At 69.7% G+C, this 14,850-nt stretch carries 17 protein-coding genes and 1 tRNA gene; 3 read left to right on the forward strand and 15 right to left on the reverse strand.

The window, feature by feature from the left end:
* The first annotated feature begins 12 nt into the window (after positions 1-12).
* Positions 13-101: transfer RNA gene (locus OG928_RS17710), tRNA-Ser, on the forward strand.
* Positions 102-277: 176 nt separating this feature from the next.
* Here OG928_RS17710 and OG928_RS17715 read toward each other — a convergent pair.
* The 15 genes from OG928_RS17715 to OG928_RS17785 all read right to left on the reverse strand — a co-directional run bounded on the left by OG928_RS17715 (position 278) and on the right by OG928_RS17785 (position 11,811).
* Positions 278-1,588, reverse strand: coding sequence for a tyrosine-type recombinase/integrase (locus OG928_RS17715; RefSeq protein ID WP_406284758.1), 1,311 nt, complete (start codon positions 1,586-1,588; stop codon positions 278-280).
* Positions 1,589-1,707: 119 nt separating this feature from the next.
* Positions 1,708-1,941 (reverse strand): helix-turn-helix transcriptional regulator, encoded by a 234-nt coding sequence (locus OG928_RS17720; RefSeq protein ID WP_406284759.1) that lies wholly within the window; start codon positions 1,939-1,941, stop codon positions 1,708-1,710.
* Positions 1,934-2,128 (reverse strand): hypothetical protein, encoded by a 195-nt coding sequence (locus OG928_RS17725; protein WP_406284762.1) that lies wholly within the window; start codon positions 2,126-2,128, stop codon positions 1,934-1,936. Before OG928_RS17725 ends, OG928_RS17720 begins: the two co-directional genes overlap by 8 nt.
* A 294-nt stretch (positions 2,129-2,422) precedes the next feature.
* Positions 2,423-4,414, reverse strand: coding sequence for a DUF3987 domain-containing protein (locus tag OG928_RS17730; RefSeq protein ID WP_406284765.1), 1,992 nt, complete (start codon positions 4,412-4,414; stop codon positions 2,423-2,425).
* Positions 4,411-5,511, reverse strand: a complete 1,101-nt coding sequence (locus OG928_RS17735) for a DNA cytosine methyltransferase (protein WP_406284767.1) — start codon at positions 5,509-5,511, stop codon at positions 4,411-4,413. Before OG928_RS17735 ends, OG928_RS17730 begins: the two co-directional genes overlap by 4 nt.
* A 93-nt stretch (positions 5,512-5,604) precedes the next feature.
* The gene (locus OG928_RS17740; RefSeq protein WP_406284769.1) at positions 5,605-5,793 is read right to left on the reverse strand and encodes a hypothetical protein; all 189 of its coding nucleotides are present in this window, start codon (positions 5,791-5,793) and stop codon (positions 5,605-5,607) included.
* Between the two features lie 92 nt (positions 5,794-5,885).
* On the reverse strand, positions 5,886-6,224 hold the full coding sequence (locus OG928_RS17745; protein WP_406284771.1) for a hypothetical protein: 339 nt from the start codon (positions 6,222-6,224) through the stop codon (positions 5,886-5,888).
* Positions 6,225-6,321: 97 nt separating this feature from the next.
* Positions 6,322-6,780 (reverse strand): hypothetical protein, encoded by a 459-nt coding sequence (locus OG928_RS17750; protein WP_406284773.1) that lies wholly within the window; start codon positions 6,778-6,780, stop codon positions 6,322-6,324.
* A gap of 166 nt (positions 6,781-6,946) precedes the next feature.
* Complete coding sequence (locus tag OG928_RS17755) at positions 6,947-9,028, reverse strand: hypothetical protein (protein ID WP_406284775.1); 2,082 nt, start codon at positions 9,026-9,028, stop codon at positions 6,947-6,949.
* A gap of 11 nt (positions 9,029-9,039) precedes the next feature.
* A complete protein-coding gene (traA, locus tag OG928_RS17760) occupies positions 9,040-9,420 on the reverse strand; it encodes a plasmid transfer protein TraA (RefSeq protein WP_406284778.1) in 381 nt (126 codons plus the stop codon).
* A gap of 98 nt (positions 9,421-9,518) precedes the next feature.
* Entirely contained in the window at positions 9,519-9,791 is a 273-nt protein-coding gene (locus tag OG928_RS17765; protein ID WP_406284780.1) for a WhiB family transcriptional regulator, read from the reverse strand.
* A gap of 61 nt (positions 9,792-9,852) precedes the next feature.
* Positions 9,853-10,170, reverse strand: coding sequence for a hypothetical protein (locus tag OG928_RS17770; RefSeq protein WP_406284782.1), 318 nt, complete (start codon positions 10,168-10,170; stop codon positions 9,853-9,855).
* Positions 10,167-11,216, reverse strand: a complete 1,050-nt coding sequence (locus tag OG928_RS17775) for a DUF2637 domain-containing protein (protein ID WP_406284785.1) — start codon at positions 11,214-11,216, stop codon at positions 10,167-10,169. Before OG928_RS17775 ends, OG928_RS17770 begins: the two co-directional genes overlap by 4 nt.
* Positions 11,213-11,503, reverse strand: coding sequence for a DUF6303 family protein (locus OG928_RS17780; RefSeq protein ID WP_406284788.1), 291 nt, complete (start codon positions 11,501-11,503; stop codon positions 11,213-11,215). Before OG928_RS17780 ends, OG928_RS17775 begins: the two co-directional genes overlap by 4 nt.
* A complete protein-coding gene (locus tag OG928_RS17785; RefSeq protein ID WP_406284790.1) occupies positions 11,491-11,811 on the reverse strand; it encodes a hypothetical protein in 321 nt (106 codons plus the stop codon). Before OG928_RS17785 ends, OG928_RS17780 begins: the two co-directional genes overlap by 13 nt.
* 485 nt (positions 11,812-12,296) lie before the next feature.
* On the opposite strand from OG928_RS17785, the gene OG928_RS17790 reads away from it, so the two are divergent.
* On the forward strand, positions 12,297-12,620 hold the full coding sequence (locus tag OG928_RS17790; protein WP_406284792.1) for a putative quinol monooxygenase: 324 nt from the start codon (positions 12,297-12,299) through the stop codon (positions 12,618-12,620).
* On the forward strand, positions 12,617-13,858 hold the full coding sequence (locus tag OG928_RS17795; RefSeq protein ID WP_406284794.1) for a helix-turn-helix domain-containing protein: 1,242 nt from the start codon (positions 12,617-12,619) through the stop codon (positions 13,856-13,858). The genes OG928_RS17790 and OG928_RS17795 overlap by 4 nt, the downstream gene beginning before the upstream one ends.
* Positions 13,859-14,850 lie beyond the last annotated feature (992 nt).

A 14,850-nucleotide genomic window follows, 5' to 3' on the forward strand; every position in this document is an offset into this window, starting at 1 on the left:
CGGAACGGGTGTGGAGGACTCGCCTAGTGGCCGATGGCGGCAGTCTTGAAAACTGCTAACAGGGGTGACCTTGTTCGTGGGTTCGAATCCCACGTCCTCCGCAGGAAGCAGTCCGGGCATGCAAAAACGCAGGTGGGCGGCGGTACCCGAGTCAATCCGGGTCCCGCCGCCCACCTGCGTCATGTCCAGCCATGTTCAGCCAGGATCGGCTCTCTACGGCCGTCCACGGCGAATACGCGGCGAAGTTTCGCCGCGCTCGCCGGGGCGAACCGAGGGGTCAGGAGTCTTCGAGGGCATCTCGGAGCGCCGCGTCGATGAGCCTTCGGGCGCCCGCGTCCTGACCGACGATGCACTTGGCGTAGACCCGCAGGAGCACCGCGACACTGTGGCCGGCCCACTCGGCCACCTGCGCGGGCGGCACGCCCGCGTTGAGCCAGGTCGACACTGCGGCGTGACGCAGGTCGTACGGTCGGGCGGCGAGCGGTGAGGCGCACTCCTCGTCTGTCAGTGCCGTGCGGCGGGCCGCACGCCACGCCGGGAGGTAGCTCGACTCATCGAGCAGCCCGCCGAGCGGTCCGACAAACAGCAGACCCTCGTGCCCGTACCCGAACTCTTCGACGTGCGAGCGAAGGCGTTGGACCAGGGCCGGGGGAGCGGGGACGACGCGGGTCGTCTCGTCCGATCGGTGCTTGAGGCTGCGTTCCTCCCGTGACGTCCCCGAATCCGTCCAGCGAGTACCCCCGCGTGGGTTCGAGCGAGTGAGCAGCAATTCGCCCCATCCCTCTTCAGGGAGCGCGGCCATGTTCTTCCGGCGCAGGTTGATGGTCTCGGCAGGCCGTAGAGCCGCGTAGTACTGCGTCGCGAAGAACGCGGCGAGTCTGCGACCGACTTCCCCCTGTGCTTCGACCGCCGCGAGCAGACGCTCGGCCTGTTGCCGGTTCACCACGCAGCGACGATCCACTTGGTCGTCCTGCTTCGGGCGCTTCCACGCGATGCCATCGACAGGGTTGCCGTTCAGCCTGCCGAGTTCCACCGCGTAGTTGAACGCGTTTACGAGCACGGCACGCTTGCGCGCGACCGTGTTCGCCGCTGCGGATTTGCCGTCCAGACGCTTGGATAGCGCGTCCAGCGCGGCTCTGACGAGTCGCGCACCATCGTTGGGCTCTTCGAGATCGGCCACGTGAACGGTGTGCTTCTCCAGCCAAGCGAGCGCCGCCGCGAACTCGCCCGGCGGGGGACCGGCAGCCCGTTTCGGTGTCACGAACGCCCACTCGGAGAGCGCCCGCCGCAGCAGCTCGGCATCAGGGCGCCCGCGATCGTCCGTGATGAACGCGGGCATCACCGTGACCAGAGACTCGGCGATGTTCCGGCGGCTTCCCGCAGCTGCGACGGGCCATTTCATGTCCACGTATTCGCAGGCATGGGCGTACCAGGAACACGAATGGGTTTGCCGGTAGACCGGCTCCGGCAGACCCGTGCCCACGTGAAACGGCGTGCCGCGCTGGGCGTACGCGAGCAGGTCCGCCCGCTCGGCTTTGGCGAGCGTGCTGGTCGAGAACGGGCGCCGGTGTTCGTGACCAGCCACCACCCACCTGACGGTATAGCTCGTCTTGCGGGCACCTCGGTACACCCGTACGTCCCAGATCCGCACGTCCCGGGAGAACTGACGGCCGGTCTCCAGCGGTCCGCGTGCATTCCGACGAAGCGTCATGCGGCCTCTTCCAGGGATTCCAGCCAGGCGTCCAAGACGCTTCGACGCACGCGCAGTTCGCCGTTGGGCAGCCGGATGCAGCGGGGCGCCTTCCCGAGCTGTCGCCAGTAGTAGAAGGTCGATCGGCTCACGCCGATCTCTTCCAGGACTTCGGGGAGTGTGAGTTTGTCGCTGGGCTTGAGCGGGCGGGGCGCGGTGGACTTGAGAGGACGGATCCGGCTGTCAGTCATCGTTCGCTCCGTGGTCGCGTGGGCCGGTGGCGGCCGTGGGCGGTGCGACGGTCAGGTAGACGCGGCAGAGGTTCGAAGGCGGGCGGTCGGCGTAGTGGCGGCTGGTGTCGAGGACTTCGAGCACCTCGGCGAGGACCGCGGCTGCGCGGTCGCACTCGTCCGGGGTGCCGTGGAGACGGATACGCACAGTGGCTCCCAAGGGGTTGCGCACCCTTGGGGACGCGCACAAATCGCTAAATTCGAGATGTGGCTCTGACCTGCGGTTTCGCGGATCCTTAAATCGCGCACAAACCGCGCACAACTCGCGCCAAATTCCGGTGGCCCTCGTGCGGACGGGCATGTTCGTCACCAGGAGTGACCGGGGTTGGCGGAGGGTCGGCGGCGCCGGGATCCGGGGCCTGCTGATTTTGGCGCGAGTTTGGCGCGGTTTGTGCGCGATTTAGCGTCCGACAAAACCGCAGGTCAGGGGCCTGTTTTGAATTTAGCGATTTGTGCGCGGATCCCTGAGGGTCGGGTGGAGTAGGTAGCGCTTCGCTGGCGGTCGCCCTCGGCCCCGCTTGTCCGGCGGTGGGACCGGTTGGAGCCACCCGAACTCCTCCAGCGTGGTCAGCGCCGGGTCGATCGAGCGGGACGTCATGTAGTCCCGGCAGCGCACGCCCTTGAATACGGCGGTGTGGCTCACCTCGCGTGCCGGGTTGGCCTTGAGCCACCCGTGCACGAGCCGGGCCCCGATCAGGTCGAGGTCGACGTCGGTGCCCATCAACTCGAACGCTGCCAGGGCGTGCGCGACGAAGTAGTCGCCTGCGGCGATCGCCGCGGCCATGCTGTCGGCGTGCACGGGCCGGTCCCACCCGTCCGTCAGGTGCTCGGCGAGGTGGAGCAGTCCCGCGATGCGGGCCACCGCCCCGGCGAGCTTGCTCGCCCACGTCGCCACGTGCCCCAACGCCCCGTCACGCGGTCGGAGCTGCGGCTCAAGCCGTTCCTGGAACGCCTTGAACAGGACGCCCGCCTCGGGCGAGACCGTGATAACGGCGGGCTCTTCGGCGTCGGTCGTGGCGAGGCTGCGGGTGAGTGCGGATAGGTTGCGGTGGTAGGTCTCCAGCACCGCCGCGGGGATCGGGTCGGGGTCCAGGTCGCGGTACCCCACCCACGACTCGGGAATCGAGTACAGGAACCGGGCGAGCAGGCCGCGCCCGGCGAACTCGCGCTGATCGCCGATCGTGCGAAGCACGTCCGGCTGACAGGCGAGACCAATGGTCAAGGCCGGGTTGCGCACGTACTCGCGGCGGCTGTGCCGGTTGACCTTGATCATGTCCCCGGCATGCCCTTTGAGGTACACGTCGAGGTTGGCACTGCCGGAGGAGTACCGCCCGGCGATGATGTCGAAGATCCCACCCTCGGCGGAGAGCACCGCCAACCTCCCGCCGTGCGTGGCGAGCAGGGTGGCCACGGTCTCCGGCGTCGAGTCGTCCGCGACGAGTTGCGGGATGACCGGATCCGCCATCGCGGCGGCTGCCTGGGCGAGATCGAGCGCTTCGGCGGTCAAGTAGGCGCGCTTTTCGGCGTCCGCGTTGGCGGCCTTCGTCGCGGCCTTCTGCGCCGTCTCCTCCGCGACAGCCCGCAGCGCCTTCGCCTCGATCACGGCGGCCTTGGCCTCTTCCTCCATGGCCTTCTCCACCGCGAGGATCGGGCCCGTCATCAGGTCGAACACCGCCGACTTCCGGTTGCCGGGCGGGAGCGCGGCGGCGGTGAACAGGTTCAGGGGCTCGCACCACTGCCCCTTGACCCGCACCACCACGCGACCACCCGCCGCCGTCGCCAGACACGACAGGCCCACCACGGCGGCCAGATCCGGCGGAGTCTGCGTCTCCTCCGCGACCGCCGCTACGAACTCGCCCACCCACGGCGGGAAGGAAGCAACGGGGAACGGCGGCAACAGCGCGGCACCGCCCAACGGGATCGGGTCGGGCCACTCCTCACGCACCGACTCTGTGACCGCCCGCAATTCGTTTGTTGCGACGCGATGTGCTTCGTCCGGATCATCCGACCCGGCGGCTTGGACAAGCCGAACGCCTGCTTCGGCGATGCGCCGCAGCCGGGCCTGTTCGGCGACGATCCGCGCGTAATAGGGCCCGTTGGCGGCGGTGGGTACCGAGCTGATGCAGGTGTGCAGGTACGGGGCACCGCCGACGCGGGAGATGACGCCCGCTCGGGTCAGGTGGGCGGCTACGGCTACCGCGTCGGTCGGTTCCCCGGCCGCGACCAGGTCGCGGATGGCGCGCCAGATCGAGGCGTGCGCGGGCCGGTAGAACGCGGTGTCGGGGGCGCCGAGTTCGGTTTCGATCTCGGGGATGACCGCCGCGTCGAGCATGGCAGCGCCGAGCACGGACCGTTCGGCGTCGATGTCGCAGGCGACGCCTTCGGTTGGCATGTCGTCCGGAGCGCCGGGGCGTTCAAACGGGATGGCGGTCACGCCGCAGCCTCCCCGGTGTCGGTGGTCACGCGGTCGGCGAGCAGAAGCCGGAGCGCGGCGGCGGCCTGGGCGGGGATGACGCCGTTGCCGAGGGCCTTGAGTTGGGCTGTGCGGGAGAGGTCGGGGACGTCGGTGACGTGTCCGGGCGTGAGACCCATGAGCCATTCGACGAACGCGGGGTTCAGGCGGGGCTGCCCGTCGCGGTTGGGCGCGGTGTGCGCGGGTGCCGGGCGATCGGTCACACGTTCCCACCGGGCGACGGCGGCCGCGTACTTGCCCCATCGCTCGGGCTGCACCGCCGCCGGCAGCGCGACGTCGTTCGCGCGGCGTCCTCGTTGGTTCGGTCCGCCCTTGTCGCCGTCCGTCGCGCGCGGTGTCGGCAGCAGGGACACCGTCGTGCGCAGGTCCGCCCCGCCGCTCCCGTGCAGCCCGGTGCCGTTGGCGTCGGACACGCGCGGGGTAGGCAACAGACTCAGTCCTGTGGCAGTTCCGCTACCGCCGTGGGGAGTTGGCCGCGTTGTCCCCCGCCGCGCCAGTCGCGGGCCGCAGGTGTCGGAAGCAGGCCAGGCGGTGATGAAGACGCGGCGCCGTAGGTGGGCGGCGCCGACGTCGGCGGCAGATAGAACCCGGTAGCGTCCCACGTACCCGAAGTGGGCCAGTCCGTGAACGACTCGGGCCATAGCGTCGCCGTTGTCGACAGTGAGCAGCCCGGGGACGTTTTCGAGCACGAGCAATCCGGGTCGTGGGTCCAAGTCGCGAGCAGCGTTGAGGATCGCATCGAATATCCACCTCTCGTCGGCCATCCCGGCCCGCTTGCCGGCGACGCTGTTGGGCTGACAAGGCCACCCGGCGGTCAGGACGTCCACCGGGGCCACCGTGCGGAAGTCGAGCGCGGTGATGTCGCCCAGGTTCGGCACAGTCGGCCAGTGATGGGCCAGGATCGCCCTCGCCCCGGGGTCGTTGTCGGCGTGCCACGCCTGCCGGCCGCCGAGCACGGCGCGCACGGCTTGGTCCAAGCCGCCGTATCCCGTGCACAGCGACCCGATCCGGGGCCCGATCGTGGTGGCGAGGGGCGGGTCGGAAGTGCTTTGGTCCATGCTGGTGTTCTCCTGTTCGCTGGTGTGGTGCGGGAGCCCGGGGCGACCGGTTCTTGGTGGAAGGGGTCGCCCCGGGGCTGGTCGGCGGTCGATTCAGTTCCAGGTGCCGTTGAGCCGGTGCTCGGTCTCGGCTTCGGCTTCGGTGATGTCGCCGGATCCGACGCGGAACTCGATGTCGTCCGCGATGGAATCGCGGCAGCCTTCGCAGGAGCGGCACATGTCGTTCGGGTCCACGGCGCCGCAGTCGTATCGGTCGTCGTCGTGGTGGTGCTCGTTGGTCACGAGTCCTCCGTGCTCGGTGCGCGGGGCGGCCGGGCCGGCCGTCCTCCACCACCCCGGGCCTGCGTGTTCCGGGGTCATGGAGTGCGGTCGGGTCAGGCGACGGCGCCGGTGACGGCGTCGACTCCGGCGTGGACGGCGCGGTCGGCGACCTGGGAGAGCGAGGCGGCGATCTGGGTGCCGGAGAGCATCACTCCGGCGGCGAACGCGACGGTGGCGAGGAAGAGCACGCCTTTGCGGTGGGCGAGGATCAGGGCGAGGATCGCGACGACGATTCCGCTGCTGATCGTGACCGCGGTGCCCGTCGTGGCGCCTTGGGTCGGGGTCTGGCCGATGGTTTCCGCGTGGGCGGCGATCGGGGTTGCGAGCGTGAGGGCGACGGCGGTCGCCGAGACGGCGAGCGCTTTGCCGAGCTTCGCGAGCGTGGTGCGCATGGGGTCCTCCAAAGAGGTTCGGCCGGGCTAAGGGTTCGTGCGCCCGCGACCCGCCCGCTCCCACCTCGGGGAGCGGGCGCATCGTGGGGGCAGGACGTCACCCCAGGACGTGCGCGAGCACGAACAACGGCACGGTGAGGCCGAGTTGGAGCAGGGCCGCGCGGATCAGGTGGTATTTGCGGGTGGCGATCTCCGAAAGCACGACCAACTCGCGGGCGAGGGCCCGGGGTTGCTCCAGGTCGCTGACGGCGAGCAGGACGTCGCCCATGTCGGCGTCGCGTGAGGCGCGGATCGACAGGGAGCCGCGCGGTGCCAGTACGAGTGCGAGCAGCACGGCGGCGGAGCCGAGCGAGGCGGCCGCGCCGACCGCCACCGGGCGGTGGTCGATGCCGCCGATGGAGGCGGTCGCGAGTCCGATCCCGGCGAGCAGGACGGCGGCCTTTTGATCGGCCGCCCGCAGGTTGCCGATCACGTCGCCGATGCGGCGGTGAAGAGCGGCGATCGTGTCCGGGTCCAAGCCCGGGTCGGGCGTGTCGACGGTGGCGTCGTGAGTCATGAATGCCCCCTAGGGCGATTACGGTGCGTGATGGCATATGGGCGTGGGTGTGCGCACGGTGCGAGCGTGCGCACGGGTGGGAGTGGGCCTCAACGCGCGCGCGTACGCGCGAGGCGGGCGGGTGTGCGCACGGTTTCGCACGCGTGCGCACACCCCGCCGCACCAGTTACGCGGCGTAGTCCTCGTATTCGTCCTCGCGCGGCACGATCAGCCAACTGCCGACCTTGCCGCCGGGGTTCTCGGCGACCTCTCGGCCGCTGTCGCCCAGGTCTCGCAAGGCCCGGGAGATCCAGCTCCGGGAGCGCCCGACCCGGGCCCTGGGGAAGTCCTTGGGCGAGCAGGTGGCCGCGCCACCGTCGCGCAGTTCTTGGAGGATGAGCAGCATCTCGGCGAGAGCCTGCTCCGGGTCGCGGTCGCGCGCGGCGAACTCCGGCTCGGACACCTGCATGACCGCGCCGGGCTCCTCAAGGTCCGAGTCGGGGTCGGCTTGGGTGTCGAGGTCGGTCTCGTGGGCCACCTCGTACGGGTGCTCCATATCGCCGGAATGGTCGGTGGTGTCGATCGGTTCGGCGTCCACGACTTCCGCCTCCTGAAGATTCGCGGGCACCCTCGGCCGCTCGGCGAGTGCCGCCCGCAGCGGGCCCGGCGCGCGCGGTGTCTCGCCCGCCGCGTGCTTGGCGGCGGACGTCTTGTACGCGGCGTACCGGGGCCCGGCGGCGGTTGCGGTGACGTCGTCCACACCCTGTGGGCGAACCGTCCCGTACATGGCCACCAGGCGGCGCAGTTCGTCCGCTTCGGGGAGCCGGAAGGCGCGTCCGGGGACGGCCCATCGTTCGACCGGTACGCCCGGTGCCTGGAGGTAGAGGCAGCCCGGTTGCGAGTTGGCCCACACCTCGGGGGAGGCGCCGGCCTCCTTCGCGCGGTCGTCCAGCATGAACGAGGCGTCGGCGTCGTCCTTGGCGCCGAACACGAGCGCGGTGCCGAACTGTGAACGCACCTCGGTGGAGATGCCCGCGTACGACGCGCGCTGAAGGCTCACCGACAGCACCACGCCCGCGCTCCGAGCCTGCTTGGCCGCGGTCACCAAATTCGGGTGATCGGCGACGGCTTCGTCGCTGGACTCCTCGAAGTGGACGAGCAGCAAGGGGATTCCGTGCTTGCTCCAGCACTCGGGGACCCACTGCTTGTAGCCGAGTCGCCCGAGTTGGTCGGCGCGCCGCTTGACCACGGTCACCAGCACGTCGAGCATCGCCCCGACCCCGGCCGGGGTGGTCTCGCACCAGTCGAGCCCGCTCCGGATGTCGCCGAGGGTCTGCCGGCCCTTGGACGGGTCGCCCACCCACACCACGACGTCGGACCGGGTCATGGCCTCCACCAGCACGATCACCATCGACTCGGACTTGCCCGCGCCGGTCATGCCGGTCTCGGCCATGTGCGACAGCGGGCGCGGCTCGTCGCGGTCGTCGCTGCCGGGCAGCCACACCAGCATCGGGCGACCGTCCTGGTAGACGCCGAACCGGATCGGCCGCGCGATCGACTGCCCCGGCAACTGCGGCCCCGGATACGGGATCGCCTTGCGAAGCTGATCGACCGGTGTCACCGACAACGCCACGCGCGAGTGATCGTCCCGGTTCTTGGTGACCCGGATCGCCGCCGGGCTCGTCCGCAGCGCGGACGCCAACTCCGGGATGCGCTGCTCGACATCCTTCGGGGTCATCTCGCCCGGCGGGAGCTGGATGTCCGCGCGCACCTCCCCACCGACCACCTCACCCTTGACGACCTGCGCACGGGCCAGACCCACGAGCCCGAGCAGCCCGTCCCCGTCGCCCTCGGACGCGCTGTTGCGAAGCCCGTGGCGCAGGTTCCACCACAGCGACAGCGCGGCGCCGCCGACCACGTGCATCAGGGCGACCTGTTCGGCGCCGGGCCCGGCCACGGTCGCCGCGGTCAGGTACGCGCTCGCCGCGCCCGTCGAAACCGTCGCCATGGCCTTCAGACGCGGGCTTCGCTTGGACGCCTCCGACCACGCCGCCACCGTCACTCCGGCCCCGGCCGCGCCGATCACGGCGGTAGCCGCCGGGTTCGACCCGATGGTGGCGTGCCCGATGGCCGCCGGGATGGTCAGCCCCGCCGTGACGATCCACGGCGGCAGCAGCGGGGTTGCCTTGCTCGTCAGGTGCTTGGCGGCCTGATCGGCCGGGGCGGTGGCCACCGCCGCCGCCCGTGAACGCCTCGATTTCCTGGCCACGGTCTCTCTCCTCACGCCTCGAACTTGAACGTCGGCTTGGCCTTCGGCTTGGCGCCCGCCGCTTCCAGCTCGGGCGCGTAGTTCTTCTGGAAGCTCGCGTACGCCTTGGCCATTGACCCGGCCGCGTAGCGCAGCGCCTCGGCGGCGATCGTCAGGTGACGCGACACGTCCTTCGCGCGCTTGCGCCCGGCCCGCCCGGCCATCCGGGCGTCCACCGGGCGGATCTGGGACAGGACCGCCTGCAACTCCTCGGCCGCCATGGCGATCTCCAACGAGCCGTCCCGGCAGAACAGACGTCCCGCGTTGCAGTAATCGCGGATGCTCTTGTTCGTCATGAACTCCGGGTCGCCCAAGATTTCCTGAGCCGACCCCTTACGCCGTTGCTGGGCCATCAGGCCCTCCCTCGTCATCGCCGGTGAGCCGTTCGAGCAGGGCTGACCCCGCTTCCCCCGCCCCCGAACCGGTGCGGTTCGGGGGTGAGAGGAGCCGGTCAGGCCGACTTCGGGTACGCGCGCCGGGCGAGCGTGGTGCGCTGGGCGACGGTCAGGCCGCCGCGGATCGCCCACTTGTCCCGCTCGGCCATCGCCGCGTCCAGGCACGCCGCTCGGACCGGGCACACCGCACACACGGCCATGGCCGCGCGGGTGGCGAGCTTGACCTCGGCCTTGCTCATGCGCCGCCCGTTGGCGGCGGCATCGGCCGCGTGGTCCACGAACGTCTCCGGATTCGTGCCGCGACACGCGGCCTTGTTCTGCCAATGCATGACGAAATCCCCTCGGGTCGATCAATCGAATGTGATTCCGGCGGTCGATCAGCCGGGCGGATCAGAACAGCGAGTCGGACTCGAACCGTTCGACACCCGCCGCCGCGGCGGCCTTGGTCGCGGCGGACTTGGCCGGCTTGTGGCAGCGGTCGCACCAGGTCGTCAGGTCGGCCGCGCAGAGCGCCACCGCGACCGCGAGCGGCACGGCAAGGTCACGCGGCGCCACGATCAGCCCGTCGTGCCGGTTGCACCGACCGCCGCCGTCCGCGTGACGTTTGCCGCACTCGCCCGTGCACCCGCACGTCGATGCCTCGCGCGTCATCACGGCGGTCCACAGCGCGCCGCCCACGATCGGCGGCTGCGCGTTCACCGCGGTCATGCCGACGCTCCTGCGGTCGGGCTCGCTGCGGGCTTCCCATCGGTGTTCCCGGTGGCGCCGAGTTCGGGGGCGACCAGGTGCAGGGCCGGGGCGGCAGGCGCTCCGCCGTTGTGCTCGCGCAGCTCCTGATAGCGGGCCGAGACCCACCCGATCGACCAGCCGCACAAGTCGGCTGCGGACCGCACCGGAACAGCCTCCTCGAACGCGGCCAACACGATCGCCCGCGCTCGCTCCTCGGGGAGCTTCTGCGGCGCCGGTGGACCGTTCAGCAACGCGGCCCGTTCACGCCGCGCGGCTTCCTCACGATCGCGCCGTTGCCGCTCGCGGTCCGCCGCGTACTGCTGTTCACGACGTTCACGCTCGCGTTCAAGCCGTTCACGCTCGTGTTCACGACGCTCGCGCTCGGCCCGCTCCTCCTGCTCGCGGGCGAGCGTCCGCTCGCGCTCGTCCCGGCGTGCGCGCTCCTCGCGTTCGGCATGTTCACCGGCCAACCGACTCTCGTGCTCACGCTGTTCACGCGCCACCGCGGCCCGGTGTTCACGCTCCTCGCGCCGCGCCCGCTCGGCCGCCTCGCGCCGCTCGGCCGCGGCTTTCTCCCGCGCCTCGCGATCGGCGCGTTCACGGGCGTCCAGCTCGGCCCGCGCGGCGGTGATGGCCCGCCGATACGCCAGACCCGTCTCGGCCGTGACGATCAACAACAGCGGCGCCACCGCGTGTACCGCGGCCCCTACCAGGTCTTTTCGCAACGCGCTGTCGGCGACGTTCAGCGCGAGGGTCATGGTGCCGGTCATCCACCGCAGCACGATCGGCCACCCGCCGCCGTGCCCACCCAACCGAGCGAGCGCGGCATCCAAGCGGACCACGATCACCACCGCGGCATCGACCACCAACGGCAGGATCGGCGCCGTCCACGCCCACCGGGCCGAGGTGTGCTCGGCGGCCAAGGGAGTGACGGTCAGCACCGAGTACAACATCGCCCCGGCCACGATCAGCCACGTCCCCACGCTCAGCGCCTGCTCGGCTGAACGCACTTGAGCGGCGTTCACCGCCCGTCCCCGTCCGCCTGCCGGACCGCGGTCGAGGCGATCAGCCGCACCGGCGACGTGTCGTCACCGGGCACCTCGGCGTCTTCCTCCCAGCCCCACCCGGCCCCGTCCGTGAACACGAAACCGAGCGCGTTCAACACCCGTGAACGCTCCGCCGCAGTCGGCAGCGCCGCACCCCGGGGGAAGCCGTGCACCGGCCACCGGGACACCAGCCCGGGCGATGCCACGAACAGGTTCCAACGCCCGTCGCGAAACGACATCAACGCCGTGTACGTCACGCCGCCCACGCCCCCTCGCGCACCTTGACGGCGGCGACCGGCGCCGGCGCGGACCCCATCACCAGCAGCTCGGCGTACACCGCCGTCCCCACATCCACCGCCCACAACCCGACCAACATCCGCTCCACCTGCCGGGCCAGATCGCGATCCGTCGCCCACAGGTCCGCGAGGATGTCCCGCGCCGCATCCACACGCGCGGCCCCCTCCTCACCCGTCTCGCCCGGCTCCCCGTCGAACAGGGCCCAGTCGATCCCGAGCGCCAACTCGGCGAACTCGGCGGTCGTGGCCGCGTGACGGCCAGCAACAATGGTTCTCACGGTCGTACTCCCCTACTCGGAGGAACGACCCACGGAGCGGCTGCCACGCCTTCGCCGGTTGGCAGCCGCTCCGGCACACATCGGTGTGCCTCATCTCGATCTCACGAGACGAGTGGCCATGACCCTCGGCCCGCCCGAAAGGGGCCGGCCGGGGACCAAAAGCACTCGTTCGTTGTCCCCTTCGGGAGCGCGCCCCCGTTTCAGGCAGGGACTGGCCTTTCGGCCTCTGTGCCCTCCGGTTGACCAGGGATCCGGGACCCTCAGCCCCCTCTGTCCGGGGCTCCTTGTGGTGCAGACGACGGCTCTCGGGCAGCCCAAATAGGGCCTTCGTGGGCCGTCGTGTAGCGCGTTGTTGCAGGCCACACACTCTGTGGAAGCAACACTGCGAACGTACTCGCAGAGAATCTGCGAGTCAAGAGAAACTGCTAGTCGCAGGAAATCAGCGAGCGTGTGAGACTGGCTGTGCCCTGTGAGAGGAGCAAGAGGTGGCCTTCGGCCTGACCGTGCGCTTCACCGCCCGCGACGACGCGGCGGTGCGCGCCTTTGACGACCTGACGGCAGAGACCCTGATCGGCATCCGGGACTTGGAGCCCGGAACTCTCGTGTACGTGAGCCACGCTGTAGAGGGACAGCCGCTCCAGCGGATCTTCTACGAGCTGTACGCAGACCGCGCCGCATTCGAACTGCATGAGACCCAGCCGCATGTACGACGCTTCCTTGCCGCGCGCGAGCAGTACATCGCCGCGGTCGAAGTCGACTTCATGGAAGCGGTCGCCGGGAAGGGCGTCCCCGGCTCGGTGGCTTCGTGACTCCTGACGAAGAGCGCCGGGCATTTGGTGCGCGAATTGCGGACCTGCGGAAGCGGCGGGACTTGACGCAAACCGAGTTGGCAGCCTTGATCGGCAGGACTGCGAGCTGGGTCTCACAAGTCGAACGCGGCGTACAACCCGTTTCGCGTCTCGACGTCCTTCAGCTTCTGGCCGATGGACTTGGGACTTCAGTGCAAACGCTGAACCCTTCGGCGCCGCCGGTCTCCGCGCCACCTCCGACGACAGTCGAGGGGCCGAACGACCTGGATGCTGCCCGCCTCATGATCTCCGGGCATCCCGCCCTCGGAGTGCTGCTCGACAAGAAGGCGTCTTCGAGTCAGCTCACGTTGTCTGAGCTCAACGACCAGGTCGGTGAGGTATGGGAACTGACCCACGGCGCGAAGTTCGCGGAACTTAGCGCCTTGGTCGGTCCTGTTCTCGACCGCCTGGAATCGGCGGCTCGCGTCGCACGTGTGGAGGACAGAGCAGCCATCCAGGCCCTGCTTGCCAGGGCCTACCAAGCGCTTGCTGCCGCGTTCGTTCGCCAGGACGAGGCAGACGCGGCGTGGGTTGCAGCCGACCGTGCAATCCGAGCCGCTGAGCTGGCGGGCGAGTCCTTGCCGGTCTTCGTCGGGATCTACCGCTTGGCCCAAGCATTCGTGCGGCTCAAGCACTTGGACCAAGCAGAGCACGCGGCAGCCACCGCGGTACAAGCGCTGAAAGCACACGGTGACGCCGAGCTGGCGACTCCCGAGGGCCTTTCGGTCCTCGGATCGCTTCACCTCGTTTTGGCGTTGATCCATGCACGATCGGGAAGCAGGGATCGAGCCCGGACCGAGATTGGTTATGCCCGAGCGGTTGCGCAACGTCTGGGGGTGGACCGTAACGACTTCAACCTTGAGTTCGGGCCCACCAATGTCGAGATCCAAGCCGTATCGACTGCTGTCGACCTCGGCGACGCAGGCGAAGCGTTGGACATCGGTGCGGGCATCGACGCCGCAGCGTTGTCGCCTGAGCGGCGCTCACGCTTGCTGATGGACTTGGGCCGTGCTCACGCACAGCGGCGCCATGTAGGGGAGGCCGTAGACGCCTTGCTTCGGGCCGAAGCGCTCGCTCCGGAGACAGTTCGCAGCCACATCGCCGCGCGCAGCGCGATCCGGGAACTGGTCCTCATCGCCGGACGCGCCGCTCCGGCCGAACTGCTCGCGCTCGCCGAGCGGTCGGCGGCGATGGACTAGCCGGTGCGCAACGCAAAAAGGGGCCCACCGACGCGTCGTCGGTGGGCCCCTTGAGGCATTCGGACCATGATCCACGGCGAATACGCGGTCAAGTTCGCGCGTGACACGGCATCCATGCTGGTCAGGGCGATTCTGGCGGTCCTCTTGAAAACTGCTAGCAGGGGTGACTCTGCTCGTGGGTTCGAATCCCACGTCCTCCGCGGGACGCGGTGAATGGCATGGATGTGTGGGCCGGCGGCACCCCCGAGGGGACTCGGGTGGGTGTCGCCGGCTTTTGTGTCTCGGGTTGCGGGTGGGGGTCGGTCGGGCCGGGCGGCCGTGCGGGCCGGGTGACCGGGTGGTGGGCAGGGCCTTCGGCGGGGTCGGTTGGGGCGCGTGGGCGGAATGATTGCGTCGGGTCGGTGTCGATGTGGGAGGTGCGCCCGCGCGTGATCCCGCGCGTGATGTCGACCGGGTTCGGGTGCGCCCCTGGCAACCGGAAGAGCGCCCCTATATATAGGGGAGTGCCTCGGCGAGCGCCGCCCGTGGCTTTCGGTTCGCGGAATCCGCTTTCCCGGCTGCCGGGGCTCGTGATATCGGCTCGCTTTCCGGGCCTCGGGGTTCCGGAAGGACGCGTTCCGCGCACACTCCCCTCGAATCGGGTGGAAAAAGCCGCCCGAGAGGGTGAAAGTGGCGGGGGTCACAGAGGAGAGTGTGGCCTGGATCGCATTCCGCATACTTTTCCGGCCGGTGGCGGGGTGCTTCCGTAGAGTGAATATTCGCAGGCTGGGAAGGGTGTCCCGGGCGGCGGGCGGCCGGTTATACCCGGTGGCCGTGCCGACAACCACCGATGGAATTGTGACCCCGCTCACCACGTGGGATCAAATTGGACATAAAGGCATTTAAAGCCCGATCGAAATAGGGCTTTCGGCCTGCTCGATCATGTGTTCATCCGGTCGCCTTCGGTGATAATTCGACAGTGCGTCATGATCGGGTCGCAGACTGTGTATGGC

The organism is Embleya sp. NBC_00896 (genome assembly GCF_045207785.1).
Taxonomy (GTDB): domain Bacteria; phylum Actinomycetota; class Actinomycetes; order Streptomycetales; family Streptomycetaceae; genus Embleya.